22 protein-coding genes and 1 pseudogene are annotated in these 19,325 nt (G+C 71.6%); 10 read left to right on the top strand and 13 right to left on the bottom strand.

What is annotated here, in order from left to right:
- Positions 1-37: 37 nt before the first annotated feature.
- From CG719_RS05315 to CG719_RS05335, 5 genes are all read right to left on the bottom strand, one after another.
- Complete coding sequence (locus CG719_RS05315; protein WP_100567317.1) at positions 38-967, bottom strand: NmrA family NAD(P)-binding protein; 930 nt, start codon at positions 965-967, stop codon at positions 38-40.
- Between the two features lie 132 nt (positions 968-1,099).
- Entirely contained in the window at positions 1,100-1,387 is a 288-nt protein-coding gene (locus CG719_RS05320) for a hypothetical protein (protein ID WP_199836525.1), read from the bottom strand.
- A gap of 150 nt (positions 1,388-1,537) precedes the next feature.
- Positions 1,538-2,086 carry a hypothetical protein gene (locus CG719_RS05325; protein ID WP_159024812.1) on the bottom strand — a complete coding sequence of 183 codons (549 nt, stop codon included), beginning with the start codon at positions 2,084-2,086 and terminating at the stop codon, positions 1,538-1,540.
- A 94-nt stretch (positions 2,087-2,180) separates the two neighbouring features.
- A complete protein-coding gene (locus tag CG719_RS05330) occupies positions 2,181-3,185 on the bottom strand; it encodes an inorganic phosphate transporter (protein WP_100567319.1) in 1,005 nt (334 codons plus the stop codon).
- A gap of 84 nt (positions 3,186-3,269) precedes the next feature.
- Positions 3,270-3,965 (bottom strand): type 1 glutamine amidotransferase domain-containing protein, encoded by a 696-nt coding sequence (locus CG719_RS05335; protein WP_199836526.1) that lies wholly within the window; start codon positions 3,963-3,965, stop codon positions 3,270-3,272.
- Between the two features lie 540 nt (positions 3,966-4,505).
- On the opposite strand from CG719_RS05335, the gene CG719_RS05340 reads away from it, so the two are divergent.
- Both CG719_RS05340 and CG719_RS05345 read left to right on the top strand, forming a co-directional pair.
- A complete protein-coding gene (locus CG719_RS05340; protein WP_159024813.1) occupies positions 4,506-4,661 on the top strand; it encodes a hypothetical protein in 156 nt (51 codons plus the stop codon).
- Positions 4,661-5,149 (top strand): hypothetical protein, encoded by a 489-nt coding sequence (locus tag CG719_RS05345; protein WP_159024814.1) that lies wholly within the window; start codon positions 4,661-4,663, stop codon positions 5,147-5,149. The genes CG719_RS05340 and CG719_RS05345 overlap by 1 nt, the downstream gene beginning before the upstream one ends.
- A gap of 183 nt (positions 5,150-5,332) precedes the next feature.
- On the opposite strand, the gene CG719_RS35290 is transcribed toward CG719_RS05345, so the two are convergent.
- The gene (locus CG719_RS35290; RefSeq protein ID WP_159024815.1) at positions 5,333-5,485 is read right to left on the bottom strand and encodes a hypothetical protein; all 153 of its coding nucleotides are present in this window, start codon (positions 5,483-5,485) and stop codon (positions 5,333-5,335) included.
- A gap of 342 nt (positions 5,486-5,827) precedes the next feature.
- On the opposite strand from CG719_RS35290, the gene CG719_RS37310 reads away from it, so the two are divergent.
- The 4 genes and pseudogenes from CG719_RS37310 (at position 5,828) to CG719_RS05370 (ending at position 9,436) form a co-directional block, all read left to right on the top strand.
- Positions 5,828-6,247 carry an aromatic-ring hydroxylase C-terminal domain-containing protein gene (locus CG719_RS37310; protein WP_324838189.1) on the top strand — a complete coding sequence of 140 codons (420 nt, stop codon included), beginning with the start codon at positions 5,828-5,830 and terminating at the stop codon, positions 6,245-6,247.
- Between the two features lie 70 nt (positions 6,248-6,317).
- A complete protein-coding gene (locus CG719_RS05360) occupies positions 6,318-6,968 on the top strand; it encodes a GntR family transcriptional regulator (RefSeq protein ID WP_100567323.1) in 651 nt (216 codons plus the stop codon).
- A 302-nt stretch (positions 6,969-7,270) separates the two neighbouring features.
- Positions 7,271-8,707 (top strand): annotated as a pseudogene (locus CG719_RS05365) (ATP-binding SpoIIE family protein phosphatase); the annotation flags it as partial.
- A gap of 105 nt (positions 8,708-8,812) precedes the next feature.
- Positions 8,813-9,436 carry a DedA family protein gene (locus CG719_RS05370; protein ID WP_100567324.1) on the top strand — a complete coding sequence of 208 codons (624 nt, stop codon included), beginning with the start codon at positions 8,813-8,815 and terminating at the stop codon, positions 9,434-9,436.
- 172 nt (positions 9,437-9,608) lie between these two features.
- Here CG719_RS05370 and CG719_RS05375 read toward each other — a convergent pair whose 3' ends face one another.
- The 4 genes from CG719_RS05375 to CG719_RS05390 form a co-directional block, all read right to left on the bottom strand.
- Complete coding sequence (locus CG719_RS05375; protein WP_376496051.1) at positions 9,609-9,920, bottom strand: hypothetical protein; 312 nt, start codon at positions 9,918-9,920, stop codon at positions 9,609-9,611.
- A 155-nt stretch (positions 9,921-10,075) separates the two neighbouring features.
- Positions 10,076-11,296, bottom strand: a complete 1,221-nt coding sequence (gene rocD, locus CG719_RS05380; RefSeq protein ID WP_100567326.1) for an ornithine--oxo-acid transaminase — start codon at positions 11,294-11,296, stop codon at positions 10,076-10,078.
- Positions 11,296-12,114, bottom strand: coding sequence for a dimethylargininase (ddaH, locus tag CG719_RS05385; RefSeq protein WP_100567327.1), 819 nt, complete (start codon positions 12,112-12,114; stop codon positions 11,296-11,298). The genes rocD and ddaH overlap by 1 nt, the downstream gene beginning before the upstream one ends.
- Positions 12,115-12,235: 121 nt before the next feature.
- A complete protein-coding gene (locus CG719_RS05390; RefSeq protein ID WP_100567328.1) occupies positions 12,236-12,739 on the bottom strand; it encodes an Lrp/AsnC family transcriptional regulator in 504 nt (167 codons plus the stop codon).
- Between the two features lie 77 nt (positions 12,740-12,816).
- Between CG719_RS05390 and CG719_RS05395 the strand changes: the two genes are divergently transcribed.
- Genes CG719_RS05395 through CG719_RS05410 form a run of 4 tightly spaced genes read left to right on the top strand, consistent with a single transcriptional unit; the run spans position 12,817 to position 16,865 of the window.
- A complete protein-coding gene (locus CG719_RS05395; protein WP_100567329.1) occupies positions 12,817-13,572 on the top strand; it encodes a LytR/AlgR family response regulator transcription factor in 756 nt (251 codons plus the stop codon).
- A gap of 13 nt (positions 13,573-13,585) precedes the next feature.
- On the top strand, positions 13,586-13,945 hold the full coding sequence (locus CG719_RS05400) for a hypothetical protein (protein WP_100567330.1): 360 nt from the start codon (positions 13,586-13,588) through the stop codon (positions 13,943-13,945).
- Positions 13,946-13,950: 5 nt separating this feature from the next.
- The gene (locus CG719_RS05405) at positions 13,951-15,663 is read left to right on the top strand and encodes a sodium/solute symporter (RefSeq protein ID WP_100567331.1); all 1,713 of its coding nucleotides are present in this window, start codon (positions 13,951-13,953) and stop codon (positions 15,661-15,663) included.
- Positions 15,660-16,865: a sensor histidine kinase gene (locus CG719_RS05410; protein WP_100567332.1), complete on the top strand. Its 1,206-nt coding sequence runs from the start codon at positions 15,660-15,662 to the stop codon at positions 16,863-16,865. The genes CG719_RS05405 and CG719_RS05410 overlap by 4 nt, the downstream gene beginning before the upstream one ends.
- 6 nt (positions 16,866-16,871) lie before the next feature.
- Here CG719_RS05410 and CG719_RS05415 read toward each other — a convergent pair whose 3' ends face one another.
- The 3 genes from CG719_RS05415 to CG719_RS05425 all read right to left on the bottom strand — a co-directional run bounded on the left by CG719_RS05415 (position 16,872) and on the right by CG719_RS05425 (position 19,309).
- Positions 16,872-17,042, bottom strand: a complete 171-nt coding sequence (locus CG719_RS05415; RefSeq protein ID WP_100567333.1) for a hypothetical protein — start codon at positions 17,040-17,042, stop codon at positions 16,872-16,874.
- Between the two features lie 169 nt (positions 17,043-17,211).
- Entirely contained in the window at positions 17,212-18,162 is a 951-nt protein-coding gene (locus CG719_RS05420; RefSeq protein WP_100567334.1) for a cytochrome c oxidase assembly protein, read from the bottom strand.
- Positions 18,163-18,283: 121 nt separating this feature from the next.
- Positions 18,284-19,309 (bottom strand): 6-phosphofructokinase, encoded by a 1,026-nt coding sequence (locus CG719_RS05425; RefSeq protein WP_100567335.1) that lies wholly within the window; start codon positions 19,307-19,309, stop codon positions 18,284-18,286.
- Positions 19,310-19,325 lie beyond the last annotated feature (16 nt).

Raw genomic sequence — 19,325 nt, forward strand, 5'->3', positions numbered from 1 at the left:
GGCCGTCTGCTGGACAACGCACGCCGAGGACGCGGCTTCAGCGGGTGAAGAGGCTGGGGTTCTTCCGGACGTAATCGGCCACCCCCGATGGAGGCCGCCCGGTGACCTGCTCGACCCCTTCCGCCTTGCGGTCGTAGCGATTCTCCGCATGAAGGCGAGCCATGGTGGCGGTGTGCTGGAAGACGTGGTCGGGCAGGCCCAGCGGCCTGAGTTCGTCGTCGATCCATTCCTGCAGTGGGACGTCGGTGTAACCGACCGGTCGGCCCAGAGCTGCGGAGACCTCCGCCGCCATGGCGGCGATGTCCTCCGAGCGCGGGCCGGTCAGCTCATGGATCCGGCCGATGTGCGGGGCCGGGTCGGCCAGGATCTCCTCCACGACCGCGGCGACGTCGCCCGCCGCCACAGGGGAGGTTCTCGCCCGGCCGAAGGGCAGTCTGATGCTTCCGTTCCTCGCGATCGAGGAGAAGCCGACGCGGAACAGCGGGTTCTCCAGGAACACGGTGGGCCTGATCTGGACAACGGGCAGGGCCGACCAGTCGAGGACCTGCTCGACCAGCCACTGCTGGCGGTGCTGAACCGACTCGGAGGTGCTGGTGAGGTCCATCTCGGAGACCGTCAGCTGCGACATGTTCACAAACGCTTCCAGGCGTCCGTACGCGCGCGCGACGGCCGCCGCCGTAACGGCGGCCTCCAGATACTGCGCCGACACGCCCATGCCGAAGTACATACGTCCGCAGCCGGCCAGCGCGTCGGCGATGTCGCCCGCGCGCGTCAGGTCTCCGACGACGACCTCGGCACCCGTCGCGCGCAGCGCCTCCGCCCGCTCGTCATCGCGACGCACCATGGCCCGGACGGGCAGGCCCCGTCGTCTGAGGCCTTCGACCACGGATCGTCCGACCGCGCCTACGCTGCCCGCCGCGCCCGTCACCAGAATGGGCAGCACACTGGCTGCCGCGGTGCGGTCCATAGGGGCAGCCTGCGGCGCGCACCGCCAGGGCGCAACCGGAGCCCGACGAGCCGTCGGCGCCGGGACGGCTCAACAGCTGCGCTGTGACCTGAGGCCATGAGGGCCGGCCCCCTTCGCTGACGCTGGTCAGCCTCATGGCGTGCCGGATGATGGTGACCACTCCGGCGTGGCCGCACCCGGTGATGATGACAAGTCCCCGGCCGCGCACGTTGATGACGAGTGCCGGTCGTCGATGACGGCGGGGTCGTGCCGCCAGCCGTTCCCGTCCCAGGCTTGGTGTGCCGGCGGCATGCCGTGCTCGAACTCGGTGACGCGGTCCACCTCGCCGGTGATCAGGATGCCGCCGGCCAGCAGCGACGGCTGCCGCCGCTCGATCTCGAACCCTTCGCGTTCCAGCCCACCCCGTGACAGCGTGGGCATCTCCAGACCCTGGGCGGCGGGTAGTTCCAGGCGGCGGCGGGTCCAGACCGCGGGGTGGACGGTCAGCGGCAGGCCGGAGCGCCCGCGCAGCCGGACCAGCCCGTCGAAGCCGCCCGCGTGGTCGAAGTGGGCAAATCGTGATCATGCAGGTCAACGCCGTGCGTGATCCGACACGGCGAGTCGGCGCCGAGGTGCGCACACGTCCCGCTCCTGTGCTGCCGTGCGGCGTCCTGGCTCCTGCCTGTCATCCGGTGCCGTCTGCGTGGCGCACAGGGTCAGCAGCCGTAGCAGTGCTCGGTCGGCTTCGGCGGGAGGCAGGGCTGACAACACCCGCACCGTGGTTTCTACGGCACGACGTGCCGGGCCGTGCAGGCGCAGCCACGCCGCCACCGTCCCCTCCCACAGGCACGCCTGAAGCCGTGCGCGGGCCATGTCGCGTCGGCGGCACGCGCGCCGCTCGGCCCGGCTGCCGGACGCCGCGGCGGCACCGACCGCCTCCCAGCAGTGGAAGACGACCCGGTCGCGCACCCCCGCACCCGGCGCACCGCGTACCAGCAGGGGTGCGAGGCGAATCAGCCGACTGCGGCCGGCATCGCTCACGGCATCGTCGACCATCCGGGCAAGGGCCGCCAGGAGGGCATCGGTGCACGCCGGTCGGTCGCTGAAGCCGGCACCGGCCAGAAGCGAGACGTACTCCATGAGGCACATCCCGTCCGCCGGGCGCAGGTGCGTGTACCGCTGGAGCGCGAGGGGGTGTGCGCCGAAGTCGTTCATCGCACGTACCTCTTTACGGTCAGGTTCCCAGGGCCAGGTGAATGAGTCCGTAGGTGGCGGCCGCGGTCAGTCCGGCGCCGGGCATGGTCAGCAGCCAGGCGGTGGCGATGTTGCGGGCCATGGCCCAGCGCACCGCGGACAGCCGCCGGGTCGCGCCGGCGCCGAGGATCGCGGAGGTGATCGTGTGTGTGGTCGAGACCGGCGCCTGCCAGATGAACGCCGTCGCGTACAGCACGCTCGCGGCGGCCGACTCGGCGGCGAAACCTCGCGGCGGGTCAAGGTGCACGATCCGCCGTCCCAGCGTGCGGATGATGCGCCAGCCGCCCGTGTACGTTCCCGCTGCCATGGAGGTGGCGACCGCCCCGATGACCCACCACGGCACGTCGAACGTGGTCTGCTGCCCGGCGGTGACCAGCGCGAGAACGATCACGCCCATCGTCTTCTGCGCGTCCTGCAGGCCGTGCCCCAGGCCCATCCCGGCCGCTGAGACGGACTGCGCGATACGGAAACCGTGCATGGCCTTCGCCGGCCGGGCGCGCCGGAAGATCCACAGGATCAACGTGTGCACCAGGTAGCCGAGCACGACCCCGAGCAGGGGCGAGAAGACCATCGGCAGGACGACCTTGTCCACCACCCCGCTCCAGTGGACGCCGCTGGCGGCGGCGAGCGCGGCGCCGACCAGCCCGCCGATCAGGGCGTGGGTGGAGGAGGTGGGCAGTCCCAGCCACCAGGTGATCAGGTTCCAGCAGATGGCGCCGATCAGGGCGGCGAACACCACGCTCAGACCGTGGGAGCCGGTCGGTGTGGCGATGATGCCCGAGCCGACCGTCTTCGCCACCCCCGTGCCCAGCGCCGCACCGGCGAAGTTCATGCACGCCGCGAGCGCCAGCGCGGCACTCGGGGTCAGCGCACGGGTGGAGATCGACGTCGCGATCGCGTTGGCGGCATCGTGGAAGCCGTTGGTGAAGTCGAACGCCAAGGCGATGACCACCACGGCAACCAGGGCAGCCAGATTCGCGTCCATCGAGCCTGACTCCGTCCACCGAAAGCCGTGCTACCCATACATAATGGGCACTCGTCCATGGATGGGGAAATGGGGGAGGTTTGTCTACGTCAACGCCTCCTTCAGCAGGCGCTCCGCAAGGACTCCTGCCGAAGCGGGGTTTTGTCCCGTGTACAGGTTGCGGTCCACCACCGTGTACGGTTTCCAGATCTCGCCGCGAGTGAAGTCGACGCCCAGGTCCTTCAGTTCGTCCTCCAGGAGCCACCGAGCCCGGGAGGCCAGTCCGACGGCCTCTTCCTCGTCGTTGGTGAAGGCCGTGACCCGGTAGCCGGCGAAGGGCGAGGCACCGTGCATCCTGGTGGCCAGCATCGCGGCAGGGGCGTGGCACACGACGGCGAGTGGTTTGCCCGAGGCGAGCGCCGCGGTCAGCAGCCGGCCCGCGTCGGCGTCGACGCACAGGTCCTCCATCGGGCCGTGGCCGCCCGGGAAGTAGACGGCGTCGTAATCTTCCAGGCGGGCGTCCGACAGCCGGATCGGCCGCCGCATCTCCTCCGCGGAGCGGATGATGTGCTCGAGGTCGAGGGCGATCTCGGCACTGCCTGCCATCTCGGGGCGGAGGCTCATCATGTCCACGTTCGGGACCACGCCATTGGGGGTGGCCACCACGATCTCGTGGCCGGCTTCCGTGAGCGCCTTGTACGGGGCCGCGAACTCCTCGGCCCAGTAACCGGTTGCATGTCGGGTGCCGTCCTTGAGCGTCCAGTACGTGGCTCCGGTCATCACGAACAGCAGCTTCGCCATCAGGGAGCACCTTTCCATTTTCGCCCGACGCGACTGGGGTTTACTTGCATCCATTGCCAACCTAGGCCGGTATTCGAGCAGGCGCATGCGGACCGAGCCATGGGAGAGCCGCGCCTTCGGCATGGCCGTCAGGCTGTACGAGGCAGGCACGTTCCGCCGTGTCGTCCTCCCGGCGGACCCGTCGGGGTGCCCTCCTCGCGCGCTTCCCGGGCGAGTGAACGCAGGTCCCCCAGCACCGGGCCGTCACCCCCTGCCTGGGACTCAGTACCGCCTGGGCGCAAAAATCCCTCAGCTGCCGTCACGAACCTCTGTAGCCTCTGAATTGCCACAGTTCAGAGCCGGTTCACGAGCTCCCTCAGTCGGTGAGGTCGAGTAGAGACGCGGTACCGATGCCAAGTGATCGGCCAGGGCCTCTCCCACTTGTCCTGGCCAATCTCGCGGGCGTTCATCGAAGCTTGCCGATGAGCCGGGCGAAAACTCGCAGACCTGGACCGTCGCCGACAGATGCGGCAGTTCGTCTCCCGGAGCGCCACCTTTGCGGTGAACACGGAGACCAAGAAGAAGGAAGCCAAGGCCGGTGACGCCTACGTGAGCGCGTACAACAACAACCGTCTGAACCAGCGCCTCGATGTCTACGTCAACAGTCGGCGGGGCACCTGGGCGGACATTGTCCGTATCAAGCCGGGTTGGTGCTGATGCCTGAACTCCCCAGAAAGCGTCTTTGGGTCATGGTGACGGCTCTGGCCCTTCTGGTGACGGCTGCCGCCGCATGGTGGCTGCTCCGGGAGCCCTCCGCCCCCTACGCACTGCGGGCTACGCCCGAGGTGAACGTAACGCTCCGCCCCGAAGAGTCCACCTACCCTGAGGCGAAGGAAGTCGCCGACGAGGTCGAACCGCTCGTCAAGGTGTACGTCCAACGCCTTCAGGCCGGTGAGCCCGCGGACCTGGCGCGTATCGGCGCGCCCTGGTACACCGCCAGAGAGCGGGCCGCGCAAGGCTTGATCTCCAGGTATGGCGCACACGCCGGCGAGCCGGTCGAAGCAGTCGTATCGGACCCCGTCGTACCGGGTCTGGCCGCCGTCGAACTTCGCTTCGGCGACGGACAGAGGCAGGTGGTGGACCTTGTCCGGGGCAACGATGTGTGGTGGCTGGAGCTGGGGAATGGTGATCCTGTGAAGCCATAGGTGCCGGCCTCCCCATGGAGACTGGAACCGTCGCCCAACAAGTCTGCTTGTGGGCGACGGTTGCCGTATGCCCTCGCTTCAGCCGCCATGCCGTGCGCCGCGGCGACGACAACGCAGACACACGACGAGGCCCCCCGCCGAACTCCTCGGCGGTGGCCTCGCACCGCAGAGTCCCATGTCAGGTCAGTGCCGACTGACCTTGGTGATACGGCACTTCAATCCATCGGGTGCCTTGGTGAGACCCCCGGCCTTCTCGTTGGCCTTCTGGCCCGCCGCCAGGTTGTTCACCATCGCCATGCCCTCGCTGGAGCGCGTGCCGGAGCCGTCGACGAACACTTCGTGATCTTGACGTCGCCCTCGGGCCTGTGCACCCCGCCCGGCTTCGACTCCACCTTGGCATCGCCGCTGCCCCGTCGCCGCTGCCCCCCGAGCTGGTGCCGGTGCTGGTACAGCCCGTCAGTACAGCCGCAGCAGCGGCCACCGCCGCCAGCCGGATACGCGTACGCATGTTGTGATGTGCCTCCCTGATGAACCGTCGGACCGCAGAACGTAGCGGCCCAAATCCGGCCGATATACCCCGAACCTGGCGGTAAGTGCCCCAACGAGGCAGCCGTCGACAGCCTGACCGACAGTTGATCGGAATCAGCCCGGCTGAAGCTCCCGCCGATCAGCGCAGCCTTGTCACCGCCACCACGGGATGCCGAGTCGTGCCCGCCAGGACCTCCACCATCAGGCCCGGCTCTGCCCGCACGTACGCCTCACGGCATTTCCGGCATCGGGATCACCTACCGGGCACCCCGCGGCTCTCATCCGCTCGTCGGACGCCGGGTACCGGATCTCCGTCTGGCAGACACGCCGGCCCGGCTCTATGAGGCACTGCGGGAGGGCAAGTTCGTGCTGGTGGGCCGCGATGTTGCTGCGGCTGCGGCGCCGTGGGCGGGGCGAGTGGTGACAGTCTCCCCGGCGACCAGCCTGCGCCCGACCCTCCTGGTCCGGCCCGACGGTTATGCCGCGTGGGCGGCCGAGGACCCCGGCCCGGACGAGGTGTGCCAGGCCCTGACGCAGTGGCTGGGCTCGGTGGACCGCCAGGGAGCGTGAACGAACCCGGCGCCGGGCGGACGCGCCGGTACGGGGCGGACGGTGGCGCGTACCTGCGAGAATGAGGCCCATGGCAGGGTCCGAGGGTTTTGAGTCCGAGTCCGAACGCGTCACACGGCAGTTGCGCGACCAGATCCTCGACGGCGACCGTCGGCCCGGCAGCAAGCTCGTCGAACGGGAGCTCGCCGCGGAACTCGGCGTGAGCAGGCTCCCGATCCGGGAGGCGCTGAAGGCGCTGGTGGCGGAGGGACTGGTCACGCCGCGTCCGCGGACGTGGGCCGTCGTGCGCGAGTTCACCTCCACCGACATCTCCGACCTCGACGAGGTCCGCACCGCCCTGGAGACGCTGACGTTCCGGCTCGCGGCCCAGCGACGCAACCGCGCCGGCCTGGAGAAGCTGCGCGCGGACCTGGACGCCGAGCTCGAAGCTGCACGCCGGGGCGACGCCGTCAAGGCCCGGCGTGCCGCGGCCGACTTCCACGAGACCGTGACGGCGATGGCCGCCAACGAGCTGCTGAACGAACTGGGTACCACGCTCCGAAGCCGTATGCGCTGGCTGCTGGCCCAGCACGACGACCTCGTGACCGTCGCGAAGGAACACGAGGCGCTCTACGAGGCGATCGCGGACCGGGATGTGCCGAGGGTCGAGGAACTGGTCATGAAGCACCTGGCCACCAGCCGGGACGTGGCCGCGCCCCACCGCCGGCAGCCGACGCGGTAGCGGTCCGAATTACGCGCGCGACGGGGGCCGGACCGGGGGTCTGAGGCTTCCTGCGGTTCCGAGGTCGTCGGACGGCCGAGAACAGTCCGGATGCAGGCGGTGCGGCGCGTGTCGGCCGTCGATGACTGCTGACCACCCGCCAGGGCCCCGGCACCTGCGTGACCAGACGTGCGCCCCCTCGGCCCGGACCGCGCTGCGCGCGGGGCGCTCCCGGGGCCGCCGGCCGTGTGCCGGACCGGCGTCGTCGGGTGGGCCCGGCGGGGGAGCGGAGGCGCAGGCTGTCTCAAATCGCCGATAATGGGCCCACCCTGCTCGCGGTCCAGCGCGGCGACGTCGTCGTCGCCGACAGCGAGACCATCAGCGCCATGTTCGGTGAGCCGCACCTGATCGAGTTGCTGGTGCCCGACGACGCGCGCTGGATCGCCGTGGCGCCACTGGTCGCACGCGGCTCGGTGCTCGGCGTCGTCGGGGTCTGCCGCACCGGGCAGGGAGAGCCCTTCGACGAGGACGAGGGCGACCTGCTGAAGAAGATCGCCTCCAGGGCCGCGCTCAGCGTCGACAACGCCCGCCGCTACACGCGCGAGCGCCGTGCGGCCGTCGTCGCGCTCCAAAGGCGCCTTCTGCCGCGCGCGACCACCGAGACCCCGGCCGCCGAGACCGTCGGCGTCTACCGGCCCGCGGGCGGCGGGGCGGAGATCAGCGGCGACTGGTTCGACGTCCTCTCACCGCCCTCGCTGCGGGCCGCGTTCGTCGTCGGCGACGTCTTCGGGCACGGTCTGCACGCCTCCGCCACCATGGGCCGGCTGCGCACCGCCGTGCAGACCCTGGCCGACCTGGAACTCGACTGCGACGACCTGCTCACCCACCTCGACGACCTGGTGCAGCGGCTCGCGGGGGAGGCCGCCCCCGAGAACCGGGACACCGTCGGGGCCACCTGCCTGTACGCCCTCCACGACCCGGTCGCCCGCCGCTGCGCCCTCGCCAGCGCCGGGCATCCGGTACCCGTCCTCGTCCCCTGCGACGGCAGGGCCCGGCCCGTGGACCTCTCTCCCGGCCCGCCCCTGGGCGTCGGCGGCATGCCCTTCGAGACCGTCACGGTCGATCTCGCACCCGGCAGCGTCCTCGCCCTGTACACCGACGGACTGATCAAGGGCGACGACGGCGACACCGACGCCGGACTGCGCCGGCTGACCGACCGCCTCGCCGCCTGCTGCCGTCCAGGCCGACCGCTGGAGGAGATCGGCCGGGCGCTCCTCGCCGACCTCGACGACCATCCGCCCAGGGACGACATCGCGCTGCTGCTCGTCCGCACCCGCGCCGTCCCCGCGGAGTCCGTCGCCGACTGGGAGTTCCCCGCGCACCCCGCCAGCGTGGCCGACGCCCGGGAGGCCGCCACCCGCCGGCTCGCCGAGTGAGGGCTCGACGACATCGCCTTCAGCACCGAGCTCGTGGTCAGCGAACTGGTCACCAACGCCATCCGCTACGCCGGCGGCCCCATCGGGCTGCGGCGGATCCACGAGGACGTCCTGGTCTGCGAGGTCAGCGACCCGAGCAACACCCAGCCCCGCCTGCGCCGGGCCCGCACCACCGACGAAGGGGGGCGGGGCCTGTTTCTCGTGGCCCAGCTCAGCACCCGCTGGGGCAGCCGTTACAGCCGGCGCGGGAAGACCATCTGGGCCGAGCAGGCGGTCGGCCCGGGGCCGGACGAGCTCATGTTCTCCTCCGTGCTGCCTTTCTGACCGGGCACCAGCACCGGCGGGGCCGCGGGGCGCCGTCCGACACGTGCGGGTCGCGCGGTGCCGTGCCTGCCGGTGACCGTTCGCCCGGCGTCGTACGGTGTGGGCATGGCCCCTCCGCTTCCGGGTCCGCTGGAGCACCTGGCACCGCTGCTCAGCCACTACGGGTACTGGGCCGTGGGCGGCGTGGTCCTCGTGGAGGACTTCGGCGTCCCCGCGCCGGGCGAGACGATCCTGATCGCGGCCGGGGTGTATGCCGGGGCGGGGCAGCTCGACGTCGTGGCCGTGGCCCTGATCGCGTTCGCCGCGGCCGTCGTCGGCGACAACATCGGCTACCTCGTCGGCCATCTCGGCGGACGTCCCTTCGTGCACCGCTGGGGCCGGTACATCTTCCTGACGCCGGAGCGGTTCGCGGCGGCCGAGCGGTTCTTCGGCCGGCACGGCGGCAAGATCGTCGTGGTGGCCCGGTTCATCGAGGGCCTGCGCCAGGCCAACGGCATCATCGCCGGGACCACGGGCATGCACTGGCTCCGCTTCCTCGCCTTCAACGCGCTCGGCGCGGCGCTGTGGGTCGGCCTGTGGGTGAGCCTCGCCTACGTGGCGGGCACGCACATCGACACGGTCTACGCCGAGATCAGCCGCTACCAGGTGTACGTGCTCGTGGCGCTCGCGGTCCTCGTCGTCGCGCTGATCGCGCGGCACCTGCTGCGGCGCGGGCGCCGCCAGGACTGACAGCGGACGCGCGCTGCCCACGCGGCGCTGGTGCCCCGGCTGGCGACGTTTGCCCCGTCGCGAACGTTGCCGGCCGCGGCACCAGCTGCTCCGCGGGCCTACGTGATCGCCGCGGGCACGCACGGCCGGCGCCCGCACCGGCGGCCGGCAACCGCACCAGCTGTGGGAGGTGTCAGCGGCCGTCCCGGCCCGTGGGCTCGTTCAGCGTGCCGGTGTCATGGCGGCCGCCGAAGCGGTGCGTGGACCGGTGCGCGTGCCGGTGATGCGTCGCCGCGCCGGCCATGAGGCTCGCGCCCAGGCAGAAGAGCAGGGCGAGGGCGAGACCGGCGCTGAAGATCTCGAGCGTGTTCATGGTGGCGATGTGGTTGCCGAGCACCGACACCGGGTAGTGCGGGCCGCCGGCGAGGTTGCCGGCGATGGCCAGGCCGGTGAAGGCGGCCGTCGCCGCGAGGAGGAGCAGGCCGATGAGCAGCATGGGAGTCATCCCCTCAAAGAGTCCTCGGAGAGTCACTCATCGAGGCGGGTACCCAGCCCGCCACCGGCCAGGCGACCCGTCCGGCCCCTTCGCGTGCCGAGGAGCCGGACGGGAGCGCACACCGCCGGGGAGCCCCGGCGGTGTGCGTCCGGCGACGGTGTCCGTCAGGCGGCCAGCACCTTCTCCAGGGAGGCGAGCGCCGAGCGCAGTTCCTCCTCGGTGATGGTCAGCGGCGGCGCCAGCCGGATCGTGGAGCCGTGGGTGTCCTTGGCCAGGACACCCTCCCGCATCAGGCGTTCGCCGATCTCCCGCCCGGTGCCGATCGCCGGATCCACGTCCACGCCCGCCCACAGGCCCCGCGAGCGGAAGCCGACGACACCCCGTCCGACCAGCTCGACGAGCCCCTCGTGCAGCACCTTGCCCAGCTCGGCCGCCCGGAGCTGGAACTCGCCCGTCTCCAGGAGCCCGACCACCGCCGTGCCGACCGCCGCGGCCAGCGGGTTGCCGCCGAATGTGGACCCGTGCTCACCCGGCCGCAGCACCCCGAGCACCTCCCGGGACCCGACGACCGCGGACACCGGCACGATGCCGCCGCCGAGCGCCTTGCCCAGCAGCAGGACGTCCGGGACGACGTCCTCGTGGTCGACGGCGAGCGTGCGCCCGGTGCGGCCGAGGCCGGACTGGATCTCGTCCGCGATGAACAGGCAGCCCTTGCGGCGGGTCAGCTCCCGCACGCCCGTGAGGTAGCCGTCGTCGGGGATGAGCACGCCGGCCTCGCCCTGGATCGGCTCGATCAGCACCGCCGCCGTCGTCTCGTCGACCGCCGCCTCCAGGGCCGCCGGATCGTTGTACGGGACGATCTTGAAGCCCGGTGTGAACGGCCCGAAGCCCGACCGTGCCGTCTCGTCCGTGGAGAAGCTGACGATCGTCGTCGTACGGCCGTGGAAGTTGTCCGCCGCGACCACGATCGTCGCCCGGTCGGCCGGGACGCCCTTGACCTCGTACGCCCACTTGCGGGCGACCTTGATGCCGCTCTCCACCGCCTCGGCGCCGGTGTTCATCGGCAGCACCATGTCCTGCCCCGTCAGCGCCGCGAGCCGCTCGGCGAACCCGGCGAGACGGTCGTTGTGGAACGCCCGCGAGGTGAGGGTGAGCAGGTCGAGCTGGCGGTGGGCCGCTTCCGTCAGCACGGGGTGGCGGTGACCGAAGTTCAGCGCCGAGTAGCCGGCCAGCATGTCGAGGTAGCGGCGCCCCTCGACGTCCTCCACCCAGCTGCCCTCGGCGCGGGCCACGACCACGGGGAGCGGATGGTAGTTGTGCGCGAGGACCGGCTCCTCGGCCTCGATCAGCTCCGCGGAGGTACGGGTACGGGCGGGTGCGGTCATCAGCGGATCTCCTGGGTGCAGCACTTGATTCCGCCGCCGGCCTTGTGGAACTCGGACAGGTCGACGGGGACGGGGACGTAGCCGCGGTCGGCGAGCTGATCGGCCAGGGCGGTGGCCCCGGGCGAGATGAAGACGTGGCGGCCGTCCGAGACGGAGTTCAGGCCGAAGGACATGGCGTCCTCCCGGGTGGCGATCAGCGCGTCCGGGTACAGCCTGGCGAGCACCTCGCGGCTGCCCGGCGAGAACGCGTCCGGGTAGTACGCGATGTTTCCCTCGCCTTCGTCGTCGAGCACGAACAGCGCCGTGTCCAGGTGGTAGAAGTACGGGTCCACCAGGGTCAGGCCGATCACCGGGGCGCCGAGGAACTCCTGCGCCTCGCGATGGGCCTCACGGGTGGTGCGGAAGCCGGTGCCGGCGAGGATCCAGCGACCGGCCGGCACGAAGTCGCCCTCGCCCTCGCAGACCGACTCGGGGCGGTAGACGTCGAAGCCGGCCGACTTGAACCACGTGTCGTAGGGAAGGGACTCCGGACGGCGCTCGGGCGCGCGGAACAGGGAGCCGAAGACGCGGCCGTCCACGACCACCGCCGCGTTGGCGGCGAAGACCATGTCGGGCAGTCCGGGCACGGGCTCCACGGTGTCGACGGTGTGGCCGTGGGCGCGGTAGACGCGCGTCAGCTCGTGCCACTGCTCCTGGGCCAGGGGCACGTCCACGGGGACGTCGGGATGCATCCAGGGGTTGATCGCGTACTGCACGGCGAAGTGTCTGGGTTCGCAGACGAGGAAGCGCCGCCGGCGCGGCACACGGGATTCGGGCACAGAGGGGTTCCTCCGCTTCCTGGGTGGCTGCAGGGTTGCAACAAAGGTAGGAAGTGGCCAAGACGAACGACAAGAAACAAAAGCTGCGCGTTGAAGCAGCGATGCTGCGTCTTTCCGGCGCTCAGCGCACGTCTGATGCGTCCGGCGGGGCAGGCTGGCTGGCGCCCGCCTCAGGACTGTCCGGCAGCAGGTGGGACAGCACCATCACGCTGATCGTCTTGCGGATGAACGGCTCCGTACGGATGCGTTCCAGCACCTCCTCGAAGTGCTCCACGTCCCGCGCCCGCACATGCAGCAGCGCGTCCGCGCCGCCGGTCACCGTCATCGCCGCCGTGATCTCCGGATGGTGGCGCACCACCTCCGCCAGCCGCCTCGGCGGGGCCGCGCCCTCGCAGTACACCTCGACGTACGCCTCCGTGCGCCAGCCCAGCGCCGCCGGCTTCACCGTGGCCGTGAACCCGGTGATCACGCCGCTCTCGCGCAGCCGGTCCACGCGCCGCTTGACGGCCGTCGCGGACAGGCCGACGGCGGCGCCGATCTCGGCGAAACTGCTGCGGGCGTTCGCCATCAGAGCGGTGAGGATCTTCCGGTCGAGTTCGTCGAACGGTGCCGGCCTGCTGTTCATGGCCGCACTGTATCCAGCGCGGACGCCGGCGCCCGGCACATGTCACACCGTGCTGTTCGCCCCTACACTCCACGTTCATGCTGCGCGCCCTCGCCGTCGACGACGAACGCCCCTCGCTCGAGGAACTGCTGTACCTCCTGAACGCCGATCCCCGGATCGCCGGCGTGGAGGGCGCCGGCGACGCGACCGAGGCGCTGCGCCGTATCAACCGGGCGCTGGAGTCCGGCCCGGACGGACCCGACGCGATCGACGTCGTCTTCCTCGACATCCACATGCCGGGCCTCGACGGCCTCGACCTGGCCCGGCTGCTCAACGGGTTCGCCCAGCCGCCGCTGATCGTGTTCGTCACCGCCCACGAGGACTTCGCCGTGCAGGCCTTCGACCTCAAGGCCGTCGACTACGTCCTCAAGCCCGTCCGCAAGGAACGCCTCGCCGAGGCCGTCCGCCGCGCCGCCCAACTGCGCGGCGCCGCCCCGCGGATACCGGTCAGCGAGCCCGACCCCGACCATCTGCCCGTCGAACTCGGCGGAGTGACCCGCTTCGTGGCCGTCGAGGACATCACCCACGTCGAGGCGCAGGGCGACTACGCCCGGCTGCACACCGGCAGGGGCAGCCACCTCGTGCGCATCCCGCTGTCCACCCTGGAGGAGCGCTGGCGCGGCCGCGGCTTCGTCCGCATCCACCGCCGCCACCTGGTCGCCCTGCACCACATCGGTGAACTCCGCCTGGACGCGGGCACGGTGAGCGTCCTGGTCGGCACCGAGGAACTCCAGGTCAGCCGGCGGCACGCGCGGGAACTGCGCGAGCTGCTGATCCGCCGCACCGCGCGCTAGGGAGCCGTACGCCATGCCGCAGGACCCGACCGAACGCCGTGTCGTCGTCACCGGCCCGCCCCGCCGCACCCGCCGGGCCCCGGTCCACTACCGCCCGCGCACGGAGATCGACGAGCAGACCACCCTCGGCCACACCTACGTCCGCTCCCTGATGCGCAGCCAACTACGGGCCGGCCTCACGGTGTTCGCGGTGCTCGTGCTCCTCATGGGCCCGCTGCCGCTGGTGTTCGCCGCGGCCCCCGACGCCCGCAGGCTGAAGTGGGCGGTCCTCGGCTTCGGCCTCTACGTCCCGCTGGTGCTCCTCGCCCGCTGGTACGTGCGCCGCGCCGAGCGCAACGAACGCGACTTCGTACGGCTCGTCGGAGACCGCTGAGCACCGTGAACTCCGCCTACACCGTCCCCGCCGTCGCCCTCGTCGTGGTCGCCACGATCCTCGTCGGCGCCTTCGGCCTGCGCATCTCCCGCACCACCTCCGACTTCTACGTCGCCTCCCGCACCGTGGGCCCGCGCCTGAACGCGGCCGCCATCAGCGGGGAGTACCTCTCCGCGGCCTCCTTCCTCGGCATAGCCGGACTGGTCCTCGTCCAGGGCGCCGACATGCTGTGGTACCCCGTCGGCTACACGGCCGGCTACCTGGTCCTGCTGCTGTTCGTCGCCGCGCCACTGCGCCGGTCCGGGGCCTACACCCTGCCCGACTTCGCCGAGGCCCGGCTCGCCTCCCAGGGCGTGCGGCGGCTCGCGGGCGCCTTCGTCGTCGGCGTCGGCTGGCTGTACCTGCTGCCGCAGCTCCAGGGAGCCGGACTCACCCTGGCGGTCCTGACCGGCGCGCCCGACGCGCTCGGCGCGGTGATCGTCGCCGTCGTCGTGGTCGCCATCGTCGCCGCGGGTGGAATGCGCAGCATCACCTTCGTCCAGGCCTTCCAGTACTGGCTGAAACTGACCGCGCTGCTCGTCCCCGCCCTCTTCCTCGTCCTCGCCTGGCAGGCCGACGGGGCACCACGCGCCTACGACGAACCGGCCGCCTTCCGCGAGCAGCGCACCGTGCGCGTCGCGGAAACCCTCGACCTCAGGCTGGAGCGCCCGCTCACCGTCACCGTGACCGGCACCGTCGACGGCCGCGCGCACCGCGAGCGGCGGGTGAGCCTGCCGGCCGGGACGCACCGCGTCGACGGCGGCACCCGGCTCACCTTCGCCCGGGGAGCCGAAGTCCCGGTGGCCGCCGCCCGCGGCGGCAGCGGCGGCATGTCCACCTCACTGGCCGCGGGCCGCGAGGAACGCCCCCTGTACGCCACCTACGGACTGATCCTCGCCACCTTCCTCGGCACCATGGGCCTGCCGCACGTCGTCGTCCGCTTCTACACCAGCCCGCATGGTGTGGCCGCCCGCCGTACCACGGTGGCCGTGCTCGGCCTGATCGGCGCCTTCTACCTGCTGCCCCCGGTCTACGGCGCCCTCGGCCGCGTCTACGCCCCCGAACTCACTCTCACCGGCAGCGCGGACGCCGCCGTGCTGCTGCTGCCCGACCGGGTGATCGGCGGTCTCGGCGGCGACCTGCTGGGCGCCCTGGTCGCGGGCGGCGCGTTCGCGGCGTTCCTGTCGACCGCCTCCGGCGTGACCATGGCGGTGGCCGGGGTGCTCACCCAGGACGTGCTGCCCTCGCGCGGAGTGCGCCACTTCCGGCTCGGCACGGTGCTCGCCATGGCCGTACCGCTCGTCGCGAGCGTCCTGGTCGGCGGGCTGCCCGTCGCCGACGCCGTCGGACTCGCCTTCGCGGTGTCGGCCTCCTCCTTCTGCCCACTGCTCGTCCTCGGTATCTGGTGGCGGCGGCTCACCCCGCCCGGCGCGGCCGCCGGGATGCTGGCGGGCGGTGGCGCCGCGCTCGTCGCCGTCGCCGTGACCATGGCCGGATTTCCCGGCAACGGGCCGCTGCACGCGCTGCTCGCCTGGCCCGCCCTGTGGTCGGTGCCGCTGGGCTTCCTCACGATGACACTGGTGTCCCTTGCCACGCCCGGCCGGGTGCCGGCCGGGACGGCGGCCGTCCTGGCCCGGTTCCACCTGCCCGAGCAGATGCGGGCGGAGGTGACGGGATGAGCGGCTTCCTCGCCGGGCTGTGCGTGGCCGCGCTGCCGCTGCTCGCCGCGGGCTACTGGCTCGGCCGGCGCACCGCCCGCCCGCAGAGCCTCGGCGGGCTCGGCACCCCCGTGGAGCACGCCACCTTCCAGACCCTGCACGCCGCCTCGCTCGCGGCGCCCCCACTGCGGGCCGGGCTGACCGAGGAGACCGCCCGCAAGTCGGCCCGCCGGCTGCGCTCCCTGCTCGGCACCGACGCGCTCTGCCTCACCGACGACGAGCGGGTCCTCGCCTGGGACGGTGTGGGCGGCCATCACCGCACCGAGATCATGGAACGCCTCGCCGGGCCCCTGGAGACCGGCCGCGGCGAGGCCTTCCGGCTCACCTGCCGGACCCCGGACTGCCCGGTGCGCTGGGCCGTCGTCACCCCGCTCACCGTCGACGACCGCGTGCACGGCGCCCTCGTCGCCTGCGCGCCCCGCGAGTCGGCCGTACTGGCCCGCGCCGCGGCCGAGGTCGCCCGCTGGGTCTCCGTACAGCTCGAGCTCGCCGACCTGGACCGGTCCCGCACCCGGCTCATCGAGGCCGAGATCAAGGCCCTGCGCGCGCAGATCTCCCCGCACTTCATCTTCAACTCGCTCGCGGTGATCGCCTCGTTCGTCCGCACCGACCCCGAGCGGGCGCGGGACCTGCTGCTGGAGTTCGCCGACTTCACCCGCTACTCGTTCCGCAGACACGGCGACTTCACCACGCTCGCCGACGAACTCCACGCCATCGAGCACTATCTGGCGCTCGTACGCGCCCGCTTCGGCGACCGTCTCTCGGTCACCCTCCAGATCGCGCCCGAGGTGCTTCCCATCGCGCTGCCGTTCCTGTGCCTGCAACCGCTGGTGGAGAACGCCGTCAAGCACGGCCTGGAGGGCAAGACCGGCACCTGTCACATCAGGATCACCGCGAGGGACGCGGGCGCCGAGGCGGTGGTCGTCATCGAGGACGACGGCGCCGGCATGGACCCCGGCCTGCTGCGCCGCATCCTCGCGGGTGAGGACAGCCCGTCCGGCGGCATCGGCCTGTCCAACGTCGACGACCGGCTCCGCCAGGTCTACGGCGACGACCACGGACTGGTCATCGAGACCGCGCGGGGTGCGGGCATGAAGATCAGCGCCCGGCTGCCGAAGTACCAGCCGGGCGTCCACTCGGCGACGCGGCTCACCGGGGAGTGAGCCGCCTCAGGTGCCGCGGGTGACCACCAGGCCCAGCGTCACCAGGCCCAGCACGACCCAGCCGAACCACAGCCAGCCGTTGCCGCCGAGCGCCACCGTGTAGGCCGTCACCACGACGAGCGCGCCGACGGTGAGCGCCCCCATCGCCTTCGTGGAACCGTCCGTGGAACCGTGCATCGCGGCACCCTCCTCCTGGTCCGTAACCTCCATGGTGCCCCGGTTCGGCCCATTGGCATCCCCTACAACAGGCCTGTTCGCCTCTCACGACCGCGGGGCCGCCTCGGAGGAACGGGCAGGGGGCGCGGCATCGCTGCCGCGCCCCCTGCCCGTCCGGTCGCCGTCCGGCTCAGTTGCTCCGGGCGTTCAAGGACGCCAGGTACGCGTTGTACGCCTCGAGTTCCTTGTCGCCGTCGCGGTCCGCGGCGCGGTCCTTGCGGCGGGCCTGGCGCTGTTCGGAGCCGTACCACTGGAAGAGCAGGGCCAGCAGCACCAGGACCGAGGGGATCTCGCTGAACGCCCAGGCGATGCCGCCGGCCGCGGACTGGTCGGTCAGGGCGTCGATGCCGAGCGAGGCGGGCGGGTTCTGGAAGGTGCTGACCATGGGCGTGGTCGCCATCATCAGCGCGATGCCGAAGAACGCGTGGAACGGCATGCCCGCGAACAGCTCCAGCATCCGCATGAGGTGACCGGGCCGGTTCGGGCCCGGGTCGACGCCCATGATCGGCCAGAAGAACACCAGGCCCACCGCGAGGAAGTGCACCATCATCGCGATGTGCCCGGCCCGCGAGCCCATCAGGAAGTCGAAGATCGACGTGAAGTACAGGGCGTACAGGCTCGCCACGAACATCGGGATGGTGAAGGCGGGGTGCGTGACGACCCGCAGATACCGGCTGTGCAGCAGGACGAGCAGCAGCTCACGCGGCCCCTTGCGGCCCCGCCCGGCCACCGGCAGCGCCCGCAGCGCCAGCGTGATCGGACCGCCGAGCAGGACCAGGATCGGCGACAGCATGCTGATGATCATGTGCTGGACCATGTGCACGCTGAACATGACCATGCCGTAGTCGTTCAGCTTGGTGCACATCACCAGGCCCACGGTCAGCACGCCGATGACGTACGCCACCGTGCGGCCCACCGGCCAGGCGTCGCCGCGCCGCCGCAGCCGCACCACACCCCAGCCGTACAGGCCGAGCCCCAGCAGGCAGGCGACCAGGAAGAACGGGTCCGGGGACCACTCCAGACCGCGTCCCAGCGTGAACGGCGGCAGATCGTGCGTCATGCCGTGCCCGCTGTGATCCATCCGCCGGCTCCTGATTCGTGGGGATTGTGCGCTGTCTGTCCACAGCTGTCTGTCCGCACCCAGACTAGAGCCGCCCCCGGCCGCGACTGCGACCGGGGGCGGCGGGGACGTGCGGCGTGTTCTACAGCACGCACTCCGCCTCGGCGTACCGCTCCGCGGGGACCGTCTTGAGGGTCGCCACCGCCTCGGCCAGGGACACCATCACGACGTCCGTGCCGCGCAGTGCCGTCATCCGGCCGAACTCCCCGCGGTGCACCGCCTCCACGGCGTGCCAGCCGAACCGGGTCGCCAGCACCCGGTCGTACGCCGTCGGCGTGCCGCCGCGCTGGACGTGCCCGAGGATCACCGCCCGGGCCTCCTTGCCGAGCCGCTCCTCGAGTTCGAGGGCGAGCTGCCGGGCGACGCCCGCGAACCGCTCATGGCCGTAGACGTCCTTGCCGCCCTCGTCGAAGTCCATGGAGCCCGCCCTGGGCTTGGCGCCCTCCGCGGCCACGACGATCGCGAACCGCTTGCCCGCCGCGAACCGCTCGCCGACCTTCGCAGCCAACTCCTCGATGTCGAAGGGGCGTTCGGGGACAACGATGGCGTGGGCGCCGGCCGCCATGCCGGACTGGAGCGCGATCCAGCCGGTGTGACGGCCCATGACCTCCACGATCAGCACCCGCTGGTGGGACTCGGCGGTCGTCTTCAGCCGGTCCAGGGCCTCGGTGGCGACGGTCACGGCCGTGTCGAAGCCGAAGGTGAGGTCCGTGACCGCGATGTCGTTGTCGATGGTCTTGGGCACGCCGACGATCGGCAGGCCGTTGTCCGACAGCAGCCGGGCCGCCTTGAGCGTGCCCTCACCGCCGATCGGGATGATCGCGTCGAGCCCCAGCTCCTCGACATGGCCCCTGGCCCGCTGCACGCCGTCCCGCAGGTGCTCGGGACGGACCCGGGAGGAGCCGAGAATGGTCCCGCCGCGGGCGAGGATGCCGCTCACCGCGTCGAGATCGAGCTTGAGGTAGTCGCACTCCAGGAGACCCTTCCAGCCGTCGCGGAAGCCGATGACCTCGTCGCCGTGATCGACGACGGCACGGTGCACGACGGACCGGATGACGGCGTTCAGGCCGGGACAGTCGCCGCCGGAGGTGAGGACGCCAATGCGCATAGCCCGGATAACCTTC

Origin of the sequence: Streptomyces sp. CB01373 (assembly GCF_002803075.1) — a bacterium.
In the GTDB taxonomy this organism is placed as follows: domain Bacteria; phylum Actinomycetota; class Actinomycetes; order Streptomycetales; family Streptomycetaceae; genus Streptomyces.